This window comes from Moraxella sp. Pampa, assembly GCF_035181385.1.
GTDB lineage: Bacteria > Pseudomonadota > Gammaproteobacteria > Pseudomonadales > Moraxellaceae > Moraxella.
Genome location: NZ_JAXCJK010000002.1, coordinates 296,163 through 321,952, shown reverse-complemented (window position 1 = coordinate 321,952; position 25,790 = coordinate 296,163). Strand labels below are relative to the sequence as shown.

The 25,790-nt window shown below is 43.3% G+C and carries 23 protein-coding genes; 6 read left to right on the top strand and 17 right to left on the bottom strand.

Annotated features, from left to right (window positions below):
- Positions 1-18 precede the first annotated feature (18 nt).
- The 10 genes from R0123_RS05855 to recN all read right to left on the bottom strand — a co-directional run bounded on the left by R0123_RS05855 (position 19) and on the right by recN (position 8,426).
- A complete protein-coding gene (locus R0123_RS05855; protein ID WP_323843409.1) occupies positions 19-1,209 on the bottom strand; it encodes a CynX/NimT family MFS transporter in 1,191 nt (396 codons plus the stop codon).
- A 61-nt stretch (positions 1,210-1,270) separates the two neighbouring features.
- Positions 1,271-2,542 (bottom strand): replication-associated recombination protein A, encoded by a 1,272-nt coding sequence (locus R0123_RS05850; protein WP_323843408.1) that lies wholly within the window; start codon positions 2,540-2,542, stop codon positions 1,271-1,273.
- A gap of 64 nt (positions 2,543-2,606) precedes the next feature.
- On the bottom strand, positions 2,607-3,107 hold the full coding sequence (locus tag R0123_RS05845; protein ID WP_323843407.1) for a hypothetical protein: 501 nt from the start codon (positions 3,105-3,107) through the stop codon (positions 2,607-2,609).
- Positions 3,108-3,118: 11 nt separating this feature from the next.
- Positions 3,119-3,724, bottom strand: coding sequence for a class I SAM-dependent methyltransferase (locus R0123_RS05840; protein ID WP_323841015.1), 606 nt, complete (start codon positions 3,722-3,724; stop codon positions 3,119-3,121).
- 188 nt (positions 3,725-3,912) lie between these two features.
- Entirely contained in the window at positions 3,913-4,842 is a 930-nt protein-coding gene (xerD, locus tag R0123_RS05835; RefSeq protein WP_323843406.1) for a site-specific tyrosine recombinase XerD, read from the bottom strand.
- A gap of 2 nt (positions 4,843-4,844) precedes the next feature.
- On the bottom strand, positions 4,845-5,075 hold the full coding sequence (gene tusA / locus R0123_RS05830) for a sulfurtransferase TusA (RefSeq protein ID WP_323841017.1): 231 nt from the start codon (positions 5,073-5,075) through the stop codon (positions 4,845-4,847).
- Entirely contained in the window at positions 5,075-5,548 is a 474-nt protein-coding gene (locus R0123_RS05825; RefSeq protein ID WP_323843405.1) for a hypothetical protein, read from the bottom strand. Before R0123_RS05825 ends, tusA begins: the two co-directional genes overlap by 1 nt.
- 83 nt (positions 5,549-5,631) lie before the next feature.
- Positions 5,632-6,126, bottom strand: a complete 495-nt coding sequence (gene ruvX, locus R0123_RS05820) for a Holliday junction resolvase RuvX (protein WP_323841019.1) — start codon at positions 6,124-6,126, stop codon at positions 5,632-5,634.
- Entirely contained in the window at positions 6,126-6,692 is a 567-nt protein-coding gene (locus R0123_RS05815) for a YqgE/AlgH family protein (protein ID WP_323841020.1), read from the bottom strand. Before R0123_RS05815 ends, ruvX begins: the two co-directional genes overlap by 1 nt.
- 60 nt (positions 6,693-6,752) lie before the next feature.
- Complete coding sequence (gene recN / locus R0123_RS05810) at positions 6,753-8,426, bottom strand: DNA repair protein RecN (RefSeq protein WP_323843404.1); 1,674 nt, start codon at positions 8,424-8,426, stop codon at positions 6,753-6,755.
- A 243-nt stretch (positions 8,427-8,669) separates the two neighbouring features.
- Here recN and rlmB point away from each other — a divergent pair, with 243 nt between their 5' ends.
- Entirely contained in the window at positions 8,670-9,509 is an 840-nt protein-coding gene (gene rlmB, locus R0123_RS05805; RefSeq protein WP_416381701.1) for a 23S rRNA (guanosine(2251)-2'-O)-methyltransferase RlmB, read from the top strand.
- A 106-nt stretch (positions 9,510-9,615) separates the two neighbouring features.
- On the opposite strand, the gene nqrM is transcribed toward rlmB, so the two are convergent.
- Positions 9,616-9,882 carry a (Na+)-NQR maturation NqrM gene (gene nqrM, locus R0123_RS05800; protein WP_323843402.1) on the bottom strand — a complete coding sequence of 89 codons (267 nt, stop codon included), beginning with the start codon at positions 9,880-9,882 and terminating at the stop codon, positions 9,616-9,618.
- 419 nt (positions 9,883-10,301) lie between these two features.
- On the opposite strand from nqrM, the gene R0123_RS05795 reads away from it, so the two are divergent.
- Together R0123_RS05795 and R0123_RS05790 are read left to right on the top strand one after the other, a co-directional pair.
- Positions 10,302-12,128, top strand: a complete 1,827-nt coding sequence (locus R0123_RS05795) for a transferrin-binding protein-like solute binding protein (protein WP_323843401.1) — start codon at positions 10,302-10,304, stop codon at positions 12,126-12,128.
- Positions 12,129-12,221: 93 nt separating this feature from the next.
- Positions 12,222-15,044, top strand: coding sequence for a lactoferrin/transferrin family TonB-dependent receptor (locus tag R0123_RS05790; RefSeq protein WP_323843400.1), 2,823 nt, complete (start codon positions 12,222-12,224; stop codon positions 15,042-15,044).
- A 160-nt stretch (positions 15,045-15,204) separates the two neighbouring features.
- Here R0123_RS05790 and dnaK read toward each other — a convergent pair whose 3' ends face one another.
- The 5 genes from dnaK to R0123_RS05765 all read right to left on the bottom strand — a co-directional run bounded on the left by dnaK (position 15,205) and on the right by R0123_RS05765 (position 20,643).
- Positions 15,205-17,115 carry a molecular chaperone DnaK gene (gene dnaK / locus R0123_RS05785; protein ID WP_323843399.1) on the bottom strand — a complete coding sequence of 637 codons (1,911 nt, stop codon included), beginning with the start codon at positions 17,113-17,115 and terminating at the stop codon, positions 15,205-15,207.
- Positions 17,116-17,380: 265 nt separating this feature from the next.
- A complete protein-coding gene (grpE, locus tag R0123_RS05780; RefSeq protein WP_323841027.1) occupies positions 17,381-17,902 on the bottom strand; it encodes a nucleotide exchange factor GrpE in 522 nt (173 codons plus the stop codon).
- A 135-nt stretch (positions 17,903-18,037) separates the two neighbouring features.
- Positions 18,038-18,832 carry a uroporphyrinogen-III synthase gene (locus tag R0123_RS05775; protein ID WP_323841028.1) on the bottom strand — a complete coding sequence of 265 codons (795 nt, stop codon included), beginning with the start codon at positions 18,830-18,832 and terminating at the stop codon, positions 18,038-18,040.
- Positions 18,833-18,851: 19 nt separating this feature from the next.
- Positions 18,852-19,805 (bottom strand): hydroxymethylbilane synthase, encoded by a 954-nt coding sequence (hemC, locus tag R0123_RS05770; RefSeq protein WP_323843398.1) that lies wholly within the window; start codon positions 19,803-19,805, stop codon positions 18,852-18,854.
- Between the two features lie 94 nt (positions 19,806-19,899).
- Positions 19,900-20,643 carry a LytTR family DNA-binding domain-containing protein gene (locus R0123_RS05765; RefSeq protein WP_323843397.1) on the bottom strand — a complete coding sequence of 248 codons (744 nt, stop codon included), beginning with the start codon at positions 20,641-20,643 and terminating at the stop codon, positions 19,900-19,902.
- A gap of 109 nt (positions 20,644-20,752) precedes the next feature.
- Between R0123_RS05765 and argH the strand changes: the two genes are divergently transcribed.
- Both argH and R0123_RS05755 read left to right on the top strand, forming a co-directional pair.
- Positions 20,753-22,138: an argininosuccinate lyase gene (gene argH / locus R0123_RS05760; protein ID WP_323843396.1), complete on the top strand. Its 1,386-nt coding sequence runs from the start codon at positions 20,753-20,755 to the stop codon at positions 22,136-22,138.
- A gap of 121 nt (positions 22,139-22,259) precedes the next feature.
- A complete protein-coding gene (locus R0123_RS05755; RefSeq protein ID WP_416381696.1) occupies positions 22,260-23,138 on the top strand; it encodes an SPFH domain-containing protein in 879 nt (292 codons plus the stop codon).
- A 65-nt stretch (positions 23,139-23,203) separates the two neighbouring features.
- Here R0123_RS05755 and R0123_RS05750 read toward each other — a convergent pair whose 3' ends face one another.
- Complete coding sequence (locus R0123_RS05750; RefSeq protein ID WP_323843395.1) at positions 23,204-24,619, bottom strand: phosphomannomutase CpsG; 1,416 nt, start codon at positions 24,617-24,619, stop codon at positions 23,204-23,206.
- Positions 24,620-24,833: 214 nt separating this feature from the next.
- Here R0123_RS05750 and cysK point away from each other — a divergent pair, with 214 nt between their 5' ends.
- Positions 24,834-25,757, top strand: coding sequence for a cysteine synthase A (cysK, locus tag R0123_RS05745; RefSeq protein WP_323841033.1), 924 nt, complete (start codon positions 24,834-24,836; stop codon positions 25,755-25,757).
- Positions 25,758-25,790: the final 33 nt, after the last annotated feature.

Genomic DNA, 25,790 nt, shown 5'->3' with positions numbered 1-25,790 from the left:
GATGGTTTGATGACTTTTTTACGAAAGTTTTTTGTCGGTGAACATATAAGGGCGGGTGGCGAACCAAGCAATCACCATATTAATGAGCATGAGTATAAGTAGGGCGGTGAGTGGTTTATGCCAGTCTTGATGAGTTTCAAACAACTTACCAAGCATGACAGGGCCAAAAAATGCGATTGAATAGCCGACCGCTTGCACCATACCAGAGACATCTCGTGCGGTATCGCTATCATAAGTCCGTAATGAAAACATCATCAATGATAGTGTAAAGATGGATGCAGCTCCCAGCCCCATCAAAAGCGACCATAGGTGTAGATGGTCTGGAAGATAAATCAGCCCTGCTACGCCAACGGTATTTAAGGTTGCTGCCACCATCGCTAAGATGCGTACTGACATACCGTGCTTGATCAGCCATGTTAGGCTGATGATGGTAATCGGGGCGGCAATTTGAAAAGTTAGAGGAAGTTCGGTGGCGCGTTCTAATGCCAGTCCTTTGGCAACTCCAATCATTGGTAAAAATGCTGCCATGCCATAAAATAACATTGACTGAATGCCCATGAATGCCGCAAGCAACCAAGCGTTAATATTTTTCCAAGCATTAAACTGTCCATAGGTGGGGGGTGTAATGGTTGCATCTTGTTTATGGTGTTTGCTGATGATGATCCAGATACCGACTGTCAGTATGCCAAATATTGCCCACAGCCCCATACTAAATCGCCAGCCAATCGTTTGTGCCAATGGTAATACACTCCATGCTATCACGCCTGCAAATATTGACATACAAAGGCTGAGTAGTCCTGTCATTAAGGCAATGTGATTGGGAGCGTATTTTTTGATGATTGGCGCCCCTAGTGTATTAACAAAACCAATGGCCAAAGCCATGAGTGCTGTACCAAAAAAGAATAGCCAAGAATCACCCAGTATACGCACCACCAGACTGACACTGATTAAACCAACCATGATAATGAGTGTGTGCTCAAGCCCGATTCGTTTTGCAATATAAGGTGATATCAGCGAGCCCAAGGCAAATGCGGGCATGGGCAGAGCACCAAGCCAGCCAATCATATTATCCGTCAAGCCTAGCGTCTGCTTTAAAATAGGTGCGAGTGAACCAAGCATGACAATAGGTGCTCTTAAATTGATGGCAAGCAAGATCAAAGCGATGGCAAGCAAGGTGATGGAGATGGGTTTGGCCGATTGATGTTCCATGTGAAACAATCCTTTGTTAAAATGGCGATGCTAACTGCCTATAACCGCCTATGAGTGTGGGCTAATTTTGTGATTTTAACCAGTGAATGAATGCAAAACTTGCCTGTTCTTTTTGATTATCTGCAAATTCATAAAAGCGTTTACCAATCAAATGATCAGGCAGATATTGCTGTGGGTGATAATGATGGGGGTAATCATGCGGATAAATATAATTTGCACCATAACCTTGTGCTTGCATGAGCTTGGTAACGCCATTTCGTAAATGAAGCGGTACGGGGGAGTTGTCATTTTTAACAAAGGCAAGTGCGTCATTGATGGCGTGGTAGGTGCTGTTGGATTTGGCGGAAGTTGTCAAATATACAGTGGCTTGGGCAAGAATGATGCGTGCCTCTGGCATACCAATTGATTGCACTGAGCGTAGGGCGGTGTCGGCAATCAGTATGGCATTGGGGTTGGCAAGCCCAATGTCTTCACTGGCCAAAATCACAAGACGACGAGCGATGAATGCAGGGTCTTCGCCAGCGGTCAGCATTCGGGCCAGCCAGTAAATGGCTGCATCAGCGTCCGAACCACGCACTGATTTGATGAATGCACTGATGATATCATAGTGCATATCACCTGCTTTGTCATAGTGTGCTAGGACGGTCTGGGCAATATTTTCAATGAGCTCATCGTCAATGGTGAGTGTGTTACCATCGGTATTTTGGCAGGCAATTTCTAATAAATTTAGGGCTTTGCGAGCATCGCCACTTGCCAAGTAAGCGATTTTGCCAAGTTCACCTTGCACTTGTATGCCTTGTAAGAACTTATCTTTTGCTAAGGCATTTTTCAGGATTTGCACCAGTTCATCTGTGGTCAAAGGATTGAGTCGGTAGACTTGACAGCGGGATAATAGGGCGTTATTAATACTAAATGATGGATTTTCGGTGGTTGCACCAATCAGTGTGATTTTGCCAGACTCTACCGCCCCTAACAACGCATCTTGCTGAGCCTTATTAAAACGATGGATTTCATCAATGAATATTACAGGTGGGCCAAAATCCAGTCCATTTTTACTGCCATTGCCACCATCTATCAATTCTCGTAATTCTTTGACGGTTAGGTCAAGAGCGGACAGTAGATGAAACTCACGGCCGACCGCATGAGCCAGCAGGCGTGCCAGCGTTGTTTTGCCGATACCAGCTTCACCATGCAGAATTAGGCTTGGTAGATGGCCGTTTGTTATCATACGACCAAGTGGGGCGCTCCCACCCAATAGATGTGTTTGCCCAACGACATCAGCAAGTGATTGTGGGCGAACTCGTTCGGCAAGCGGGGTGGTCAAGGTAGTCATTATAGGATTTTAAACCAATGGTAGTTAAGATGAATGATGTTGATATTAATATCGATATGACCAGTCATTGTTTATTATTCTGACAAATCACATTTTTACACCAGCCCAAATAGATATGCTCGGCAATTTTGCCTTGTTGTTCAATATTATAATCCCAAAAATCTTTATGCTCATCAAAGACATAGTGATATGGGTTGTATTTTTTAAAAGTTAAATAATAAAGGGCTTGCAAAATCGCACCATGCCATAGCACATTGATGCCGTGCTGATATTGCATGACATGAGTCATCTCATGAATAAAGATCTGCTGATATGCCCTGCCGTGTGCTGAATAGTCGTCTCGGTAATGCCTATCGCCAACAAAAATAAAACCATTGGGTGCGATGAAGATATTCTCAGGCTGCCATGGGGCATAAGGGCAGTTGATGATTTTTACTGTTCCATAATCAATCAAATTGCCAAATATACTATTAGCTAAGTCAATCTCACCAGTGGTCAAAGCACGAACAATAGGCTTGTTTTTGTGGTATTTTTTGATAAACCATGGTAGACGAAATGGATTCATGCTTGGTGCCATTATTCTTTTATTGCCATTGTTACCGTATAAGTTTTGCCTTGTTTTAGCTTGTCTGAGTTACCAAAAACTTCGGTGAATGAACGCTTCATGAAGTCTCTAAGTCCATTGATGGTAACCACATAAAAGCGACCACCCATTTCCATGCGTTCATAGGCATCTAGTAGGTACAAATAGTGCTGTTCTTTGCTTGCCTTGGCGGGTAGATTGCTCATCACAAGGCTAAATTGTCGCTCTTTTGGCACATGTGCAAAGCCATTTGATAGCATGACTTCGGTGTTGGCAAGACCATTTTTTTGGCAGTTTAGCTTGGCGTATTCTACTGCCACAAAGTCTTTGTCAATCAATAGGTGTTGCCCATCTTGACATTCACGAGCCGCCGTCATGCCCAGTACGCCATAGCCACAGCCTAAGTCAATAGAATTATCATTGTGCCGAAAGTCAATGTAGTCAAGTAGCATCAGACTACCATCGTCAAGCTTTTCTGGGCTAAAAATCCCCCAAGTGGTACGAAAATCAAAGGGTTTGCCAAGCACTTCTTGGCAAAAATTGATGTCGGCTCGCCAAAATTTGGCTTTGTGTTGTAGGTCTGCTAGGGTGGTGGTCATATTCTTGCTCTTTTAAATCTTCTAAAAAGTTCTATGATACAACAAGTCCATCAATCTGACAATTTTTCTAAAATAATCGCTGGTTTTTGTCGCTTGGCAGGCTTTTGATGCTAAGATGATGCTAATGATGGAGTGGTAGACTTGGCTACCTTGCTTGGCTTTGCTTACTCATTTGTGGATTTATCCGATCAGCCCCTAGGGTGGTGTTCGCCATGCAACGCTTGAAGTCTGGCGGTGGCAACATGGGTGTAAATCTGCGTGGTGGATAGATCGCTGTGTCCTAGAAGTAGCTGTACGCTACGCAAATCTGCCCCATGATTGACCAAATGTGTGGCAAATGCGTGCCGCAGAGTATGTGGAGATATGTCAGTTTTGATGTCAGCAAGTTTGGCATATTTTTTTATCATGTGCCAAAAGTTATGCCGTGTCATGTAGCCACCTTGTTCGGTCAAAAAAACTGCCTGACAGTCAGTTTTTCCTGCCAATAGCTCACCTCTGCTGTAGGTTAGATAGTTTTCTATGGCATTTTTGGCATATTCTCCCATGGGGATTAGGCGAGTTTTATTGCCTTTGCCTGTAATTTGTAGCCAGCCAGCATTCATATTAACTTGTTCTAGTGATAGATTGACAAGCTCGCTCACTCGCAAACCACAGGCATACATGATCTCAAGCATGGCCTTATCACGCAGACCTAAAAGACTGCCATCTGGTGTTTCTAGCAATTGGGTAACGGCGTCTTCAGACAGTACTTTTGGTAAGGGTTTTTGGACTTTTGGGTTTTTGATGTCTTCGCAAGGATTGTCTTTGCGTACTTCATTGCCGATTTGCCATAAGAAAAATTGGCGTAGGCTGGCAAGCATTCTGGCAATGGTGCGTGGGTTTTTACCTGTGGCTTGGGTAGATTGTAGGCAATAATACACATCTTGTTTATCCCACTTGGTTAAAGGCTTATTGGTTGTTGCTAGGCAAAGACGCAAATCTGTCATGTATGCGTTGCGTGTGCGTACAGACAGGCCACGAGCCAGCATGGCGGTACGAAATTCTGTCAGATAGATGGGGTCTGCATCGTCATGGTTGATGCTGGGTATTCTAGGCGTGCGAGCACGAATCTTACTCATGATTATGCCAACTTTTTAATCACGACATAGCGATAGCTACCATCAGCCAGCACCTCTTCGCTTTGTAAGATATGTCCTAAATGGCGACAAAAATTTGGAATGTCTCTTGTTGTTGCAGGATCGGTAGCAAAAATCTCAATCTGCTCACCGCTTTTGGCCTGTCTGATGGCTTTATGCAGTAGCATGACAGGCTCTGGGCAAATTAACCCTTTGGTATCTAGGATGTGGCTCATTAGGTATTCTCTGGGTTGTTTGATTGACTTGATTTATCTTCCAAAAAATTTAAAAACTTTCTTAAATTGACTCTAAATACATATGGCATGGCAAACCACGCCACCATCGCCAAAAAAATCGCCATAAAAAAGGTTGTGGTCTTGCCGTAAAAGGCATAATTACCCAGTGCAAACAGTGTTAGACTCATGGCGGTTAAAAATATCAATACCAAAATTGCACCCTGCATGATTTGATATCGCCATAAAAAAAACAGATGAAATAGGCTGATTGGTATGCTAACTCCAATCAATGCATAGGGTAGATAATGAAAGGCGTAATAAATCATTGCATTGTCTTTAAAAGTTGCCATGCTTGCTAGCGTGCCAAACACGCTAAAACAAATGATGGCAACCATGCCAAGATATACGCTGATGTTGGCAAGGTGTAGGGTTTCGGTGGTGCGGGCAATAAGAGTGCTGGTATGATCATTCATGAGTTTTTGGTGTGATGTTGTGGTGTTAGGTGGCTTATTAAGATTTAATGATTTTAAAATGACAAATGAATGTCGTGTGGCAATCAATCTTTGCCCTTATGCTCTTTGTCATGATAACTGCTGACATATTGGGCAAGCGTCGGTGCGTTAAAATACCCATCAATCAAGATGCACGCTGCGATGTCGTCGATTGGTTCGTATTCACTTGATATCCAGCCACGCTCCCATGCCAAATCTTGGGCCTGTCTTGATGACAGGCGTTCATCATACATGAACACACGAGCCAAGGAGTGTCGTTCGCCTAGGCGGTGTGATAGGCGTCGGGCAAACTTGGCGGCACGCTTTGAGAGCATAGAGTCTGTGCCATCCATGTTTATGGGTAAGCCCACTAAAATTTCATTAATTTTCCAAGCCTCAATGATGCCAAGTAGGTTGTCCCAATCTGGCTGACCGTTGTTCATTGCCAAGATGTCAAAGGGGCGGGCGTCCATTGTAAGAGAATTGCCCAGTGCCATTCCCATTTTTTTGATGCCAAAATCTAGGGCGAGAATGAGTTTTGGTTGTGTACTGTCAATCATTAGGCAAACCCTGCGGTGCTGACAAAAGTATCTGGATTGATGCCAATTTTACCATAAGCCTGATTTAACCGTTCATCAAATGGCGTGCGGAATAAAATTTCTAAATCAGATGGGCAAACAAGCCAATCGCCTTGTGCCACCTCAGCCTCTAACTGCCCTTCACTCCAACTACAAAAACCCATGCACATCAGATAGTGTGCCACACTGTCTGTTGATAGATGCTCTAAAATGTCTTTGCTGGTTGTTAAGCAGACACTTTCACCGATGGCAAATGATGAATGATAATTTGGCAATCCTGTGTGTAGTATGAATCCTGCCTCTGGACGCATCGGACCACCATCCAACGCAGGTGTGTTCATGGTGATTTGTGAGCTAGGCAATTCAAGTTCGTTGAGCAGTCCGCCGACTGAAAATGGTAGGGGTTGATTGATGATAAAGCCCCATGCACCATCGATGGTATGCCGACAAATATAGATGAGCGTGTTTGCAAAGTGATCATCATCTAGGCTGGGTCTGGCCGCGATGAAGTGATGAGCAAGATTTTTAAAATTTTTGGTATTGGCCATTGTTTGGTTTTTTTGGTTATTTTGGTTGGTTTGTCAATTCTTTTAATGCGTCTGATGTGTTTAATCTTGCGTGATGTCAGCAAGCAGGCTTTTGACATGGGCGCGTGTGGCATCTGTGATATTGACACCACCTGACATTCGTGCCAGTTCATCAATCTGATATTCGCCTGTGATGATGCTGATGTCGCTTGTTGTCTGTTCGCCATGGTTTTTATATACCAAAATATGACGATGTGCAGCGGCGGCAACTTGGGCTTGATGCGTGATGGCGAGTAGTTGTTGATATTCGCCAAGGCTGCGTAAAAGTTCGCCCACCACTTGTGCTGTGCCACCGCTGATACCAACATCAACCTCATCAAAAACCAGTGTTGGACGATTGTCTTTGCCATCGCCTGTTACCATGACCTGCATCACAAGTGCGATGCGAGACAATTCACCACCTGAGGCGACTTTGTGTAGCGGCTGTGGTGGCATACCGACATTGGCACTAAACAGTAAAGCAATATCGTATTTGCCATGTGCATTGTAGCTGTTTTCATCTTTGGGATAAAAGGCAAACTCGCAGTGTGCGTTTGGCAGTGCCAATGGCGATAGTTGTGCTTGTAGTTGCCTACAAACATCTGGTGCGATGGCGATGCGTGCCTCATCAAGAGCATTGGCCGCCATCAGATAAGCCTTATAAGCCTCTTTGACTTGCACATCTAGCGTATCATTATCGGGCATGGCACCAAGTTTATCCAGTTCGGCCTGCCAATCATTGGCATCATGAATGAGTTCGTCAGCAGGCGTGTGGTATTTGCTTGATAGGCGATGAGCTAAACTGAGTAGATTGTCCAATTCGTGCAAGCGTTCTTCATCGGGCAAAGATTGTTCGGCATAGTCGGACAGCTTAGCAGCAGCGTCCATGATGTGTTCTTGGGCCAGTGCAAGTAACTGACCACATTCACCAAATAATTTGCTTTTATCGGCACTATGATCACACAGTCGCATCGCACGCCCAAGCAGGCTTACTACGCTCGGTTCGTCATGATTATCTAGAATATTCACCGCTGTCATTGCTTCTGTCATTAAAGCTTCTAGGTTGGATAGCTCGTCATACTCATGCTCGATCTCATGAAGATTTACCGATAATAGTGGCTCGATGTCATTGAGTTTTGCTGACAGTAATGCCATGCGGTCAGCCCGCTGTGCTGATTGACTTTTGGTGTTGTCGGCTTGTTTTTTGATGGTTTGCCAAGCGTGATAAGCATTCTTGGTGGCAACTTTTAGAGAGGTGAGTTTGCCAACTTTATCCAGCCAATCGATGATAAATTGTGGTTTTAGTAATTCTAATCCTGCGTGTTGTGAGTGGATATTGACTAGGATTTGCCCAAGTGATTTGAGTTCGCTGATGCTTGCTGGCACGCCATTAATCCATGATTTTGAGCGACCTTGCGTACTGATTTTTCGGCGAATGAGCAGAGTATCTTCTCCCAATTCTCGTTCATGCTTGGCAAACCAAGCGACCACCTCGTCATTATTTGATACATCAAATTCACCAAATACACTTGCTTCATCATGGCCGTGGCGGACGATACCACTATCAGCACGCTCACCTGTACACAAGGATAATGCGTCTAAAATCAATGACTTGCCTGCCCCTGTCTCGCCTGTGATGACATTAAATCGCCCATCAAAGCTGACTTCTTTTGCATCAATTAGGGCAAGATTGTTTAGGCTTAAAGAGACTAGCATAGTGATGTTCTTTATTTTGTAAAAAGTGGTGGTTTATGATAATCAATTTATGTGAATTTGGCAATTTATGAAATGTAATTTTCATTGATGATGGGTGGTTTGATGAACAGTGTGCGTATAAACCCTTGCTTGTACAGATGAAATTTTGACAATTTGATACAAATTTGCCACAATAGCAACATCATTCTTAACCAAGCCAACTTCATGTCAAAATCACATAAAAACCATCGTTCATCAGACAAATTGTTTGACAAAAAAAATAAGCCTACCAATTCAAATGTCAAACTGGCGACTAAAAATACTAAAAATAAATCAAATCGCACCCCGCATTTTTACGGCGTTCATGCTGTTATTGCTTTATTAAAGCATCGTCCACATGATGCACTGACATTGTTTGTGCAGATTCGTGAGGACGGGTTGGTCAGCCAGACACACGATGACATCATTGCTTTGGCAAAAGAGGTTGGCGTGAGTGTGCAAATGACACATAAGGACAGGCTGTCCGAATTATGTGACAGTCATCAGCATCAAGGTGTTGTATTATCGGCACGACTGCCACCAATGTATGATGAGACATATATGGCTGAGCTTGCTCAAAAGTCTGATGTGCTGTTTTTGGTACTGGACCAAATCACAGATACACATAATCTGGGGGCGTGTCTGCGTTCAGCAAGTGCAATGGGCGTGGATGCTGTCATTGTCCCTAAGCATCAAAGTGTCTCCATGACACCAGCGGTCGCAAAGGTATCGGTGGGGGCGGCAGAAGTGATCCCTGTGATTGCCGTAACCAATCTGGCTCGTAGTCTTGACGTTCTTAAAAAAGCAGGCGTGTTCGTCTTTGGTACAGCACTTGATGAGACTGCCAAACCCTTGTATGCTTGTGATTTTAGCGGAAAAGTCGCTGTCATCATGGGTTCAGAAGGCGATGGCATGAGAAGGCTTACCCAAGAGTATTGTGATACTTTGGTGTATATTCCCATGGCTGACAATCCAGACCGCCCACAAAGCCTAAATGTCAGCGTTGCTACAGGTATGGCATTGTATGAAGTGGCAAGGCAACGAGTGGGTGTGTCCGACTGTTAAGATTGGCAATCAGACATTGACCAGACATCCGCTCCGTATGGAATAAATAAAACCGCAGTAACAAACCAAGCGATCAATAAAGGGCGGTTGATACGCCCTTTTTTGTTCATGCTTGCTTGGTGATTTGCTCTAGCTTGGCTTGCTTGGTACGCATTGATTCTTTGTTTTCATCGGTTAGGCTTTCGCATTTATTGGGGTCATTGCCACAAAATTGGCAATATTCATCGCCCATTAAGGTTGCTACCCCGCCACATGAGCCTTTGAGAGGTTTTTTTTGTATCAGATAACCAACCCCCATGAACAAGAAAAACAGGATAAATACACCAAGTGTAACCAAGAAAATGGGAAGAAATTGAGAAAGTATGTCTGACATCAGCCCGTCCCTTATCAATGAATATTTTTAATTTATTATAAAGAACTTTTATAAAAAAATCAGTCTCTTTTTTTTGTAAGGACTGATTTTTTTTTTTTGCTAATGGCTTGCCATCGCTTTATTGATTTGTGTATTTATGAGGATACAAATTGAAATAATATTTCTGTAGTATTGACATAATAATAAATATTATTTACAATTATGAATAATTATCAAATGACTTTTATTAGTCATGTTGTCAAGTTAAGTGTTGTCAGGTAAAGATGTGGTTAAGTTTTTTTTGTTTTCATCTGATTTGTCCATCAAAAAAAAGCTGTGATGGCTTTACTGTGAGCGGTTTTTTCTTTAAACATATCATTGCTTAACAATGTTTTATTGCTTTATTTTTATAAAAATACAAAACCATTTAGGAGGATTGTATGAAATTGTATGTAAAAACGCCCCTGAGCGTGATGATTGGTGCCTTACTATTGACCGCTTGTGCCAGTAATGGCGGCAGTTTTGATGTCAATCATGTTCAAAATCCTAATACACAGGGTGCACAACAAAACACAAATGCACCAAGCACACCCAAAGAGCCTACCTATCAAGATGAGCAAGGTGATAGACGCACGCTAGATGGTGCAGTTCAAGGTCAGGAGCCTGCTTTGGGGTATATTGCCGAAATTCCAAGACGGGGCAATAAAACAGATAAGGTCGGTATCAATGACGCCTCTATCATCAATCATCGTTTGCAAGACATTCCAGAACATTACAAAAAGCTATTGAGCCAACAAGACAAGGCCAGTGAAGAAATTGTTTATTCACATGATAAAGGCGTACTGTCTCGTAATCGTGATATGCAGTATGTGCGTTCAGGATATATTATTGATACTGAGGCAGGGGGCAGTTGGGTAACTGACAGCGAGAAAAAACGCCAGCTATATGTGGGGCCTCGTGGCTATGTATTTTATCAAGGGGCAACACCATCATTCATCATGCCTACCCAAAAAGTCAAATATGTAGGGACTTGGGATTTTACTTCTGATGCTGACAAGACTCGCTCTTTGCCTGATGGCTTTACAAGTGATAATCAAAATAGCCCTGGCAACTTGTCGGGTGCAACATCGCTTGATGCGTATGTCAACAACCGTATTGAAGGTGCTAAAGTTGGTCATGGTAGTGAGTTTGAGGTGGATTTTGGGGCAAAAACACTGGCAGGAAAATTATACAGTCATGGTTATGTTGCCGAATCTAAGGCATCAGAGCAAACCAACACCGAGCGTTACCAAGTCAATGCCACACTAAAAGGCAACCGATTTAGTGGCACAGCGACCGCTACTGATAAGAGCCATACCATTTTTGGTCAAGATGGACAGCTTGAAGGTGGGTTTTTTGGCGAAAAAGCTGAAGAGCTGGCTGGTAAGTTTTTGGCAACAAATAAATCACTATTTGGGGTGTTTGCTGCCAAGCGTGATAAGCTAAGCGATGATAATTTGGAGCATAAATTTGATGCTATTGGCATTGATACAGCCACTTTGAACAAATTTAGCATGGATACTTTTGGGCAAATCACCCATCTCATTATTGATGGTAAACGCTTGGCGTTATTACCTGAGGGTATTGCTAGCTTTGCTGGTATGGACTTTATCCATACCAGACAGGTAGATCATAATGGTAAAAAACTTTCTGTTAGCGTCTGCTGTAACAATTTGGATTATATTAAATTTGGTGTTTATGGCACGGTCAATCAAGAGGGTGGTGTCATCATCTTAAAAGATGGCAGATTGTTTTTGGTGGGTGAGCGTACCGAAGCTGACAAAATGCCCAAAGATGGCAAGGCTTACTATCGTGGTACATGGGAGGGCTATTTTGACAGCAAAGATGATGGTCGCAGATGGACGGTATCTGCCAGTGCTGATAAACAGTCTGGTACACGCAGTCTTTTTGAGGTGGATTTTGGTAGCAAGAAGTTTGATGGCAAGCTGATTGATAATGACGGTCTGGATGATCGCCCTGCTTTGATGTTAAATGGCGTGATCGCAGGCAATGGTTTTAGTGGTACAGCCAAGACAGCTAAGGGTGGCTTCAATCTTGATCCTAAAAGCACAGGTGCTGCTGCGATTGTCAATATCAATGCAGGTTTTACTGGTGGTTTTTATGGGCCTAATGCCTCAGAACTCGGTGGGGTTATCCATCATAAAAAAGAGGGTGAGGATGGTATTGCGGTGGTTTTTGGGGGTAAAAAACAAACGAAAAAACCTTAAATATCAATACCAATCACTGAATTTGTAAAAAACCATTGGACTAGATATCAATTAGGTATCTAGTCTAAATTTAATCTAGCAATAGGAAAAAATATGCACCAGTATAAATACAATTTATTATTTTCGGCAGTCAGTTTGGCATTATTTGGCAACTCAGCTTGGGCCCAAGAGCAAAATACCAATAATATCAGTAGTGCTAACAATGCCAATATTGAGCCTGTTGTTGTTCTTGAAAATATTGACATTGTCTCGCAAAAAAAAGCAACACGCAAGACTAATGAGATTACAGGTTTGGGCAAGGTGGTAAAACGCGCCACCGACATAGATAAAGATTTGGTACTTGGTATTCGTGATCTGACTCGCTATGACCCTGGTATTTCTGTGGTGGAGCAAGGTCGTGGTGCAACCTCAGGCTATGCGATACGGGGTGTAGATAAAAACCGTGTTGCAATTATGGTAGATGGATTAAATCAGGCTCAATCCTATGTGGCATTAAAAACCCAAGCAGGTGGCGGTGCTATTAACGAAGTTGAATATGAAAACATTAAAAATATTGAGCTAAGTAAAGGGGCTAGTTCTGCTGAATATGGTAGCGGAGCTTTGGGTGGTGCAGTGGGTTTTGTCACCAAAGATGCTTTTGATGTCATCAAGCAGGGAAAAAATTGGGGGTTGGACAGTAAGAGTGCTTATAGTAGCAAAAATGATCAGTGGACGCAATCAATAGCAGGGGCGTTTAAGGCCGATAAATTTGATAGTATCTTGATTTATACGCACAGAGAGGGTAAGCAAACTCTTAGCCATAGCGACATTGATGCCAAACAGCATAGCTATCAGCCGTTGGTGGGTTATTTTAATCGTTATGATTTAATCAGTAGTCAGCCTAACACTTACAGCAATGCTTATTATTTGGTTAAGAATGATTGTCCAACGCTAGATTGCCTACCTTTGCCTTCTGCTGAGGTCAATCGTAGCACATTGTCGGTGCGTACCACACCCATATTAACCGACGAAGAGCAGGCTCAGGCTGATCGTACGCTTTATCCTACAAAAACTGCCAACACCAAAGAATATACAGGGCGTGACCGTGTTCATGCCAATCCGATGGATTATAAAAGCAAATCTATTTTTTATAAGGCGGGCTATAGTATTGATGATGCCCATCGTTTGTGGACGGTCATTGAGCATACCAAACAGTACTATAATATCCAAGACATGACCCTACCCGCTTATTACACCAAGGATAGTCATGGTGTTAAGTCTTTAACTCTGGGTGGTAATTTGGGTATTCCTGATGATATTAACAATCCGTTAAGCGGTTTGGTATTTGATGCTGGTAATACTGGTAAATACGGTGCCAGATATAGTAACACACGATTTTTTGACGAAGTGCATCAAAAAAATCGTTTTGGTTTGTCGTATCAGTTTACCAATCCAAACCAACAAGGACTTCTTGATAAAGCAACGGTGAGTCTGGATAATCAAGTGGTAAATTTGGACAGTACAGTGCATTTGATGCGTTGTAATGACTATCCTAATCTGGGTCGTTGCCAAGCAAGCCTAGATAAGCCTTGGTCATGGTCAGGCAAGGAACATAATAAATATCAAGAACGTATCACGCTGGCACAAACCAAGCTTGAAAAAAGATTTGAGATTGCCAAAAGTAAGCATCATGTGGGTGCTTTGATTGGTGTGAGCGATCTTAAATCTGTGCTGGATCGTGGGGCATTGTCGTTTAACTATGTTTCGGGCGGATATAAAACCCTATATAAAGGAGCTAAACACGCAGCGACTGGCATTACTCCTTGGGTGTATGAGCGTTTGCCAGTTGCCATGCAGTCGGGTACCGCTTGTAATGCAAACAGTGCTGATAATAACAGCTGTCAGGCTCGTGTCATTACAGGAAAAAATGCTTTTTGGGCACTTAAAGATCATATACAAATTGGCGACAAGGTGGATTTGGGCTTAGGTCTTCGACATGATACATACCAATTTCGCTCAGATGATGAATGGACAGCGGTGGGTAACTATAAAAACTGGTCGTACAATGCAGGATTGACAGTACGCCCAACGGACTATTTAGCATTGTCTTATCGCTATTCAAACGGATTTAGAGTGCCTGCTTTTTATGAAATGTATGGCATTCGTACGGGTGCATCTGGAAAAGATAACGCACTTACCGATAAGGATTATAAAAGCCGTGTAGCTCCTCGTCCTGAAAAATCTACCAACCATGAGTTTGGTGTGGGCGTGTCAGGACGGCTTGGTACACTTGAAGCCAGCTATTTTACCAATAAATACAAGGACCTAATTGCCAAAGGGGATAAAAAAGATGGGGTGCTGATCAGTGATTATTATAATATCCAAAATCTTCTTTTGGAGGGTGTTAATGTGCTGGGTAAGATTGATTGGTATGGCGTATCTGATAGACTGCCTGATGGGCTATATTCTAATATTGCGTATAATCATATTAAAGTTAAAGACCGTCATATTCACAAAGGCTTTACATTGACCACCGATCCAATTTTAGATGCCATTCAACCTGCTCGAATGGTGGTAGGGGTTGGTTATGACGCTCCTGATGGCCAATGGGGTTTTAATCATAGCCTTACCTACTCTATGGCCAAAAATGCCGATGAACTGACTGGTTCTGCTTACTATGGTAGCAATATTGCGTTGGCCATTCCTAATAAAGGCTCTCGTAGTTGGTATACGCATGATTTGATAGGCTATTTCATGCCTCACAAAAATATTACTGTCCGAGCGGGTATACATAATTTGATGAACTACAAGTACAGCACTTGGGAGAGTTTGCGTCAGTCGTCTATTAATGCGGTCAATCAGGATACTGGGACAAATCATGTCCGATATGCTGCACCAGGTCGTAATTACACCGTGTCTTTGGAGATGAAATTTTAAAATAAAAATCATCATTTGAATCGGTCGCACGCTAAGCGGAGTGCGACTGATTCATAAAATCAAAAAAACCATGATTTGCACGGTTTTTAAAAATTTGTAAGATTGATAAAAATAAGCCCCCTTTATGGGAGCTTATTTTTTTATTAATCCGCCTTAAAGATTACTTGTCATCTTTGACTTCGGTGAATTCAGCATCCACTACGCCGTCATCAGCAGGTTGTTGAGCTTGTTGGGCCTGTTCAGCACTTGCACCGCTTTCTTGACTATAAATCTTTGTACCAATTGGCAAGAAAGCATTGTCAAGAGCTTCTATCTTGGATTTGATTGCCTCCACATCGTCTTCTTTGGTGGCAAGTTCTAGCTCACTGATGGCTGTTTCAACCGCTTGTTTTTCTTCGCCAGTGGCTTTATCGGCGTTGTCTTTTAGTGCTTTTTGCACCGCACCAATGCGACCGTCAGCCTCGTTACGGGCGTTTGCCAGCTCGGCAAATTTCTTATCCGCCTCAGCATTCGCCTCAGCATCACGCACCATTTGCTCAATCTCTTCTTCAGACAGACCGCTGTCTGCTTTGATTTGAATGGATTGTGATTTGCCTGTGCCTTTATCACGAGCCGAGATATTCATAATGCCGTCAGCGTTAATGTCAAAGGTAACCTCAATTTGTGGTACGCCTCTTGGTGCTGGCGGAATGTCAGTCAGATCAAAGTTGCCAAGCAGTTTGTTTTGGTTGGCAATCTTACGCTCACCTTGATAAACTTGAATGGATACCGCAGGCTGATTGTCGGCCGCTGTTGAAAACACTTGTGATTTTTTGGTAGGAATCATGGTGTTTTTCTCAATAATGGCAGTCATCACGCCACCCATGGTTTCAATACCCAAGGTTAGCGGAGTTACATCTAGTAGCAAGACATCTTTTTTATCACCAGCCAACACGGCACCTTGAATGGCAGCACCGATGGCGACAGCTTCGTCAGGGTTGACATCTTTACGAGGCTCTTTGCCAAAGAAGTCTTGTACTTTTTGCTGAACCAATGGCATACGGCTTTGACCACCCACCAAAATCACATCGTCAATGTCAGATGCTGACAAGCCTGCATCTTCTAGAGCGATTTTGCATGGAGCGATGGTACGAGCCACTAGCTCTTCGGTCAGGGCCTCTAGTTTGGCACGGCTGATGTTGATCACCAAGTGCTTAGGACCTGTCGCATCGGCAGTGATGTACGGTAAGTTTACTTCAGTAGAGGTTGAGCTTGACAGTTCAATCTTGGCCTTTTCAGCAGCTTCTTTTAGGCGTTGCATGGCTAGCGGATCGCCTTTTAGATTGACATTTTGCTCTTTTTTAAATTCTTCGACCAGATAGTCAATCAAAGCAATATCAAAATCCTCACCGCCTAAGAAAGTGTCACCATTGGTTGAAAGTACTTCAAACTGTTGCTCGCCATCTACATCAGCAATCTCGATGATAGACACATCAAAAGTACCGCCACCTAGGTCGTAGACAGCAATTGTGCGGTCACCTTCTTTTTTGTCAAGACCAAAAGCAAGGGCAGCAGCGGTTGGTTCGTTGATGATACGCTTGACATCAAGCCCTGCAATACGACCTGCGTCTTTTGTGGCTTGGCGTTGGCTGTCGTTAAAGTAGGCTGGTACTGTAACAACAGCTTCGGTAACAGGCTCTCCTAAGTAATCTTCGGCGGTCTTCTTCATTTTTTTCAAAACTTCTGCCGAGATTTGTGGCGGTGCTTGTTTTTTGTCGCCCGCTTCTACCCAAGCATCGCCATTGTCTGCTTTGACGATTTTATAAGGCACAAGACCAATGTCTTTTTGTACTGCTTGCTCATCATAGCGACGACCAATCAGGCGTTTGACAGCAAATAGCGTGTTTTGTGGGTTGGTTACCGCTTGGCGTTTGGCTGATTGACCAACCAAAGTCTCACCGTCTTTAAAGGCGACAATAGATGGTGTGGTGCGTGCACCTTCTGCATTTTCGATGACTTTAACATTGCCATTTTCTAGAACGGCAACGCATGAGTTGGTTGTACCTAAGTCAATACCAATTACTTTACCCATAATTATTCTCCGATTTGTTTGGTTAATTTTTTAGCAAATTAGATAATTTTAAATCTTTTAAAAAATCTGTGTTTTGCCAAACTTGTCTGCTATATTTGTGTCAAATTTTGATTTTCAAGGGAAAATTTGACAAATTTTAAATTTTTTTATAAAAAACTTTGTTTTAAGTCATTGAAATTTAAAATAAAATCCACAAAGCTTTAAGTTTTGATTGCAAGTCGGTCCAGATAGGATATCTTAATCAGATGTATCTAAGCACCCACAATCACGCTCCGACAAGCACCATCGCAGGGCGAATGGAACGCTCGTTTAGCATATAACCTTTTTGCAAAACTTGTCCGATGACATCTTTGTCTGCATTAGGAAAAATACCGACTGCCTCATGTAGGTCAGGGTTGAATGCTTCACCCACTTCGCCTACTGCGACCACGCCATTGCGTTCTAATACTGACAGTAGCGATTTATGTGTTAGACGCAAGCCTTCAAGCACACTTTCGTCTGCACCTGTTTGCTCGCTGGCGGCCAATCCTCTTTCTAGGTTGTCCACCACATCAAGCAATTCTTTGGCAAATTTTTGCAAGGCAAATTTTTTGGCTTTTTCAGTTTCTTGTTCCATGCGGCGTTGAGCATTGTAGCTTTCAGCGTTGGCTCGTGCCGCCACCTCTTTTGCCTCTTTAATCTCAGCTTCTAGTTGAGCAATTTTTGTGGTCATCTCGCAGGTCTCTTGTGTCGCCGTTTCTGCGGTTTCTTGTGGTGCGATGGTCTCGTTTTGGGTTGCGTCAGTCATGGTTTTTCCACCTTATCAATAAAAACAAAAAATCCTTATCTTGATAAAGACTTTTCATGGTTTTTCAAGGGGAGATATGACACAAAATGCTGAAAAAAATGAGTAAAGGAGATAATTCTGGTGGGTAGGTGGCGCCTAGCAAGTGCTGGTAATTTGGGTAATCATTGATTCAATGTGCTGTTTGCCAAGTTCATCAATGAGTAAAATTTGGGCGTTGGGCTGGGTGTTTTTTACCAGCTCAAACAATCGCTCGCCTAGGGTCAGATAACGAATACTTTTGGCAAAAGGACAAGCAAGATTTTGCCAATTTTCAAAAGCCATTTGACTGGCAATCAGTATGAAAATGGGTGTGTTGTTATTGTGGGCTTGAACAAGCTGTGGGGCGATGGCATGATAAGTATCTTTTAAATCTGGTGGAGTAACTCGCTTGTACCACCTGATGGCATCAATGTTGACGCCTTTTGCTGACAAGGTGTCTTGTAGCAGTCTGCGACCACCCATACCACGCCAAATCAGCACTTTGTCCCCTTTTTGAAGTTTATTAATCACAGCCAATTCAAGCATGCTCTCATTATTAGCAGTGATGGGCAGTATGACTGATAGACCAAATGCTTGCAATGCTTTTGCGGTGGCAGAACCTACTGCAATGATTGGGGTGGAAAATGATTGGGGTAAATCATTTGCGTGTTGATATCCTATTTTTTTTAGATAATCAATCGCTCGTTTTGCGGACTCTACGCTGGTGATGATGAGCGTTTGATAAGCACCATCAAGCAAATCGTTCATCATTTTTTGCTCGCATTCATTGATGGGTAAATTACAAATGGCAAGCAAGGGTAGATTGACCACGCACACGCCAGCCACATTGCCAAGCTCGTTTAAGGCAGTGCTACGGTGTGTGGGGCGTGTGTTAATAAATAGTGCGGTCATGAACGGTAAATCAGTGCAATCAGCTGTTGTAAACTTCTTTTAAAATGGTGTCTGCACCCTTTGATAACAGGTCTTTGGCAAGGCTCTCGCCTAAGGTTTTGGCTGCAATTTCGTCAGCTGCTGTGTGGGTTAGTGTGATGTTATCTTTGCTTTTTAACAGGGTTTTGCCATCAATGCTACCAACTCGCCCACGCAAAGTGAGTGTATCGCTATCAATGGTGGCAAAGCCTGCAATCGGTACTTGGCAACCACCTTCTAGTGTGCGGTTCATGGCTCGTTCAGCAAGAACGCACAGGCGTGTGGCGGTGTGGTTTAGCGGGGCGAGTAAATTTAAAATTGTGCTGTCCTCTGCTCGGCATTCAATCGCCAACGCCCCTTGGCCAACCGCAGGCAAGCTCAGTTTTTTGTCTAATTCATGGCAAATACGCTCGTTTAGCCCCAAGCGTTCAAGTCCGCTGGTTGCTAAGATGATTGCGTCGTATTCACCATCATCAAGTTTGGACAGTCGTGTGCCAACATTGCCACGCAAAGACTTAATGGTAAGATTTGGGTAGGCGTGGGCGATTTGGCATTCACGGCGTAGGCTTGATGTGCCCAGCACGGCACCGTTTGGTAGGTCATTTAGGTGCTTGTATTTGTTAGACACAAAAGCATCGGTTGGTGCATGGCGTTCAAGGTATGCTCCTAGGGTCAGACCCTCTGGTAATACCATTGGCACATCTTTTAATGAATGCACAGCAATGTCGGCTCGCTTTTCATACAATGCGGTTTCTAATTCTTTGACAAACAAGCCCTTACCACCGATTTTGGCAAGCGGTGTGTCTAGAATCTTATCGCCCTTGGTTACCATTTCTAGCAGTTCAACTTTCATGGTAGGATAAAGTTTTTCTAGAATTTTTTGAACAAAATGGGCTTGCCATAGAGCTAGAGGGCTTTGACGAGTGGCGATGGTCAGTGTGTTTGGAATATTCATAAAGATTTCGTTATTGATTGTGATGTTGGTATTTAACCACAATAATCGCATTTGAGCAAATGGCTTTTTGCTTGGTTTAGATTCATCAAATTTATCAAATTTTACCCAAATTTGCCAGCCTTAATCGTAATGCTGGCAGGCATCGTCTTGAAATGATTAGTGGTTCTGCCATGCCATAAAGAGTTAATTTTGTACCATCATTACTGATTTGGCGAATGTGGCGAACACTTGCGAGCGTGTGTCGATGAATGCGAATAAAATCGCTAGGGTAAGTCAATGCAAGTGATTTTAAGGGACTGTCAATATAAGTGACGCCGTGCTTATGATGAATTTTGGTGTATTTTTGCTCAGATTGACAATATAAAACATCATCAATAAATATTCGCTCACGACCACGATGTGTATGGGTGATGATGGTGGGTTGATTGGGTGATTGTTGTGCTAAAGTTGGTTTTTGTGCGTGAGTGATTAGCGACAATAGTGGTGGTAGGTGATTGTCATCATAACGAGCAAATCCGCCAATCCCCAATGCTAAAATCTCCTCAGAAGGCGGTTTTGTTTGACTAAGAATGATGAGTGTGGGACGAGTGGTCTGTTGATAGCATTTGCTAAATTCATCGGCAAAGCATGAGAGGTTGGCTGATGAGATATCAAGCATGATGATGGCAGGCTGATGTAGCTTGCAGGCTTTGATGGCATCAGGCACCGTGCCTACTGTGATGAGTGTGTGAGCATCATTGCTTGTTGTTTGGTGAGCGTGCTGTATGAGCGTGGCATATGTGCTGACCAGTAAAATAATCATTAAGATGGCAAAGTGAAAAAAAGTTGTTCTGATCATATCATAGCATTTTTTATATAAATTTTCCTGCATTGATACCGAATTTATGTCGTCGCTGTGCTATAATTTGCTAAATTTAAGGCAAATGAATAATGAATCAGGAGGCATCATGACTGACAACGCTTCTACCATGTGGGGCGGACGCTTTAGCGAAGCCACCGACAGCTTTGTGCAAGCATTTACCGCCTCGGTCAATTTTGACAAACGCCTTGCCTACCACGACATACAAGGCTCTATCGCCCACGCCACGATGCTTGGGGCGTGTGGCATTATCACAGATGATGACAGCCAAGCGATTATTGACGGCTTAAATCAAGTCAAAAGTGAGATTGAGCGTGGCGAGTTTGTGTGGAAAATTGAACTTGAAGATGTGCATATGAATATTGAAAGCCGTCTTACCGCTTTGATTGGCGATGTCGGCAAAAAACTGCACACAGGACGCAGTCGCAACGACCAAGTCGCCACCGACATTCGTCTGTATTTGCGTGATGAGACCGACAAAATTTTAGCGTTGTTAAAGCGTTTGCAAACAGGACTGCTTGATTTAGCGGACAAGCACACCGACACGATTATGCCAGGCTTTACCCATTTGCAGACCGCCCAGCCCATCTCCTTTGCTCATCATTTGATGGCGTGGTTTGAAATGCTTGTGCGAGACAGCCAGCGGTTTATTGACACAAGACACCGCATTAACCAAATGCCACTTGGCTCGGCGGCACTGGCAGGCACGACTTATCCGATTGACCGTGCGATGACTGCCGAGTTACTCGGCTTTGAAGGCATTTGCCAAAATTCGCTGGACGGCGTGTCTGACCGTGATTTTGCCATTGAATTTGCCAGCAATGCCAGCATTTTGATGATGCACTTATCAAGAATGAGTGAAGAAATTATCCTGTGGATGTCGGCACAGTTTGATTTTGTGCAAGTACCTGACCGCTTTTGCACAGGGTCAAGCATTATGCCCCAAAAGAAAAACCCTGATGTGCCAGAGCTTGTGCGTGGCAAAACGGCTCGGGTGTTTGGCAGTTTGACCACGCTTTTGACTTTGATGAAAAGTCAGCCTTTGGCGTACAACAAAGACAATCAAGAAGACAAAGAGCCACTGTTTGATGTGGTGGATACACTCACAGGCTCGCTCATTGCCTTTGGCGATATGCTTCCCAATCTTGTACCAAAAGCGGACAATATGCGTCAAGCGACTTTAAAAGGCTATGCCACCGCCACCGATTTGGCGGATTATTTGGTCAAAAAAGGCTTGCCCTTTCGGGACGCTCACGAGGTGGTGGGGCGTGCGGTGGCACTTGGTGTGGCAAAGGGCGTGGATTTGGCACAGCTTAGTCTTGATGAATTAAGACAATTTAGCGATTTGATTGACAGCGATGTGTTTGACTGCCTAACGCTAGAAGGTTCGCTCAATGCTCGCAATCATATTGGCGGAACTGCCCCACAGGCGGTGAAGTTGGCGATTGAGCAGGGGCGAGAGCGTATCAGCTGATTAAAAAAAATTGACGAAAAAATTGTATCTGAATTTTTGTGTAATTGTCTTACTGGGTTTTTTGCAATATTACAATAAGGCATGATGGTTTTAGTAAGGCAAAAATAAATTGGAGGTAAACATGCTATTTGATTTTTTGGCCAATGGCAGTGTGGCGATACTGGTGTTGATTGTTTTTGTGGTATTGACCATTTTAAAGGGTGTACGCATGGTATCGCAGGGCGAGAAGTGGGTTGTGCAGCGATTGGGCAAATACCATCAGACGCTTGAACCTGGGCTTAATTTTATCATTCCTTATGTGGATATGGTGGCGTACAAGGTTACCACAAAAGATATTGTATTAGATATACCAAGCCAAGAGGTCATTACTCGGGATAATGTCGTCATCATTGCTAATGCTGTTGCTTATATTAATATCGTGCAGCCTGCTCATGCGGTGTATGGCATTGAAGATTATGAACAAGGCATTCGCAATTTGGTGCAGACATCTTTGCGTTCTATCATTGGTGAGATGGATTTGGACGCAGCGTTGTCCAGTCGTGATCAGATTAAAGCACAATTAAAACACGCCATTTCTGATGATATTGCTGATTGGGGGATTACGCTAAAAACCGTGGAAATACAAGACATCAAACCATCAAGCACCATGCAAATGGCAATGGAGGAGCAAGCAGCTGCCGAACGCCAACGCCGTGCAATGGTAACCCGTGCTGATGGCCAGAAGCAAGCAGCAATCTTGGAAGCTGATGGGCGACTTGAAGCATCTCGTCGTGATGCCGAAGCACAAGTCGTCTTGGCAAAAGGCTCGGAGCAGTCAATTCGTTTGATTTCACAGGCGATGGACGGTAAGGAGCTGCCACTTGTTTATCTGCTTGGCGAACAGTACATCAAGGCGATGAATGACATGGCACAATCAGATAACGCCAAAACTGTCATCATTCCTGCTGATATCCTGCATACAGTCAAGGGTTTGATGGGTGGTCAATTGCCCAAATCCTAAGCGATGATATAAGCACAAAAAAGACCCTGTGTTATTGGGTCTTTTTTTATTGTTCATAAACTTAATCAGGCGTCGGCTGATATTGTACCGCTTTTTGCTAAGAGTTGTAAAATCTCTTCGGTTTTGGCTTGTAATAATGCTTTATCGCCTTTGGTTTCAATATTTAGACGAATCAGCGGTTCGGTATTAGACGAACGCAAATTAAACCGCCATGTACCAAAGTCTAGGCTGAGTCCGTCTAAGGTGTTTTTGCTGGGGGTGTCTTTACTGTATTGGCTTTCTAATTGCTTGCAAATATCATCAGCGGTCAGTGTATTTAGGCGAAAATTTAATTCGCCAGAGCTTGGAAAATCATCAATATAGCCATTAACCAGTTCGGATAGACTTTTACCTGTGTTGGATAACAGTTCAATCACCAATAGCCAAGGAATCATACCACTATCACAATAGGCAAAATCACGGAAATAATGATGTGCTGACATCTCACCGCCATATACCGCTTGTGTTTTACGCATCACTTGTTTGATGAAAGAATGCCCAGATTTGCTGATTTGGGCAATGCCGCCATGCTGAGCAATGACACTTTGGGTATTATAAACCACCCGTGGATCATAGACGATACTCTCGCCCTTATACTTGTTTAAAAAGGCCTCAGCAAGCATACCAACCACATAAGAACCATCAATAAATCGACCTGATTCGTCAAAAAAGAAACAGCGGTCAAAATCACCATCAAACGCCACACCAAAGTCTGCTGCATATGTGATGACCGCCTTTGATGTCACTTCTTGGTTGGCGATAATCATGGGATTGGGTATGCCGTTGGGGAATGAGCCGTCAGGTTGGTGGTGAATTTTAATCAGTTTGATTTGGCTGCCCAAGCGTTTTTCTAATTCATCAACCACAGGGCCTGCCGAGCCATTACCACTGTTAATCACAATTGTTTTGGGTGTGAATTTGCCAGTGTCAATAAATCCCATGAGTTTATCAATGTAGGCGGTCTTATCATTCTTTAATTGATATTTGCCACGAACAGCTGGTGTAATAAAACTACCTTGCTCGGCAATTTTGCGAATGTCGGTAAGTCCTGTATCGGCGCTGATGGGTTTGGAGTTTTCACGCACCATTTTTAGGCCGTTGTAGTTAATGGGGTTGTGGCTGGCGGTGATTTCAATACCACCGATGGCGTGATAAAAACTGGTGGCAAAATATACTTCTTCTGTGCCACTCATGCCCAAATCAATGACATCTACACCTGCATCTAAAATGCCATCTATGGTAGATTTTTTTAGGTCATCACTACTTGGGCGAATGTCTGAGCCAATGACGATGACCTTGCTGTTTTCAAAGCTTGGGTTGAGATATTCAGCAAAAGCACGCCCAATACGATAGGCAATGGTATTATCTAGATTCACATCAAGCTCGCCACGCACATCATAGGCTTTAAAACAAGTGATGGCAATAGGGGGGTGTAGACTCATGGGTGTGTCCAAATTGATAAAATATTGATGAAATAAAACCAATTTTATCATAAGTTAGCCAGTCAAAATATGCTATTTTGTAAAGTCTAAATTGGAATAATGCTTATCCTTTTTTGCTTAAAAACTTCTGAGGCCTTGCTGTTAAACTGACTAAAAATTTGATATGCTAGCCTAGTATTTTTAAAATCTCGTATCTTTAAAATAAGGAAAATTCATGAATATCGCAAACAGCATTACCGACCTCATTGGCAATACGCCTCTTGTCAAATTAAACGCTTTAAATAATAGCCATGCCAATATTTTTGCTAAGCTTGAATATTTTAATCCAGCAAGCTCAGTCAAAGATCGCATTGCATTATCCATGATTGATGAAGCAGAAAAAACGGGCGAGCTTAAAAAAGGAGACACACTGATTGAGGCCACATCGGGTAATACGGGCATCGGCTTGGCAATGGTTGCTGCCGCTCGTGGTTATCGTTTGATCATCACCATGCCTGAGAGCATGAGCTTAGAACGCCGTGCTTTGTTGCGTGCCTATGGGACAGAGTTGGTATTAACGCCAGCTGCTGACGGCATGGCTGGGGCGATTGCTCGTGCGAATGAGCTTGCCAAAGAAAATGGTTATTTTATGCCACGCCAGTTTGATAATCTTGCCAATCCTAAAATTCATCGTAAAACCACCGCCCTAGAAATCTGGCATGATACAGACGGTAAGGTGGACATCGTGGTGGCAGGCATTGGCACAGGCGGTACGATTACAGGTGTGGGTGAAGTATTAAAACAAAAAAATCCCAATATTAAAATTGTGGCAGTAGAACCAGCTGACTCGCCTGTATTTAGTGGCGGTGAAAAAGGCTCGCACAAACTACAAGGTCTTGCCCCTGGCTTTGTCCCAAGTATTTTAAACACCGCCATTTATGATGAGGTCATTACCGTAACCACCCAAAATGCCTTTGATACCGCAAGAGCAATGGCATCACAGGAGGGAATTTTGGTAGGTATTAGTGCAGGGGCGGCAGTGTGGTCGGCATTGCAAGTGGCAAATCGTCCAGAGAATGTGGGCAAAAATATTGTCGTGATGATTCCGTCATCAGGTGAGCGTTATCTGTCCACGGCATTATTTGCAGATTTGGCCTAGTGTCAGTTGGGTTATTGCTTCTGTCTGCCCATG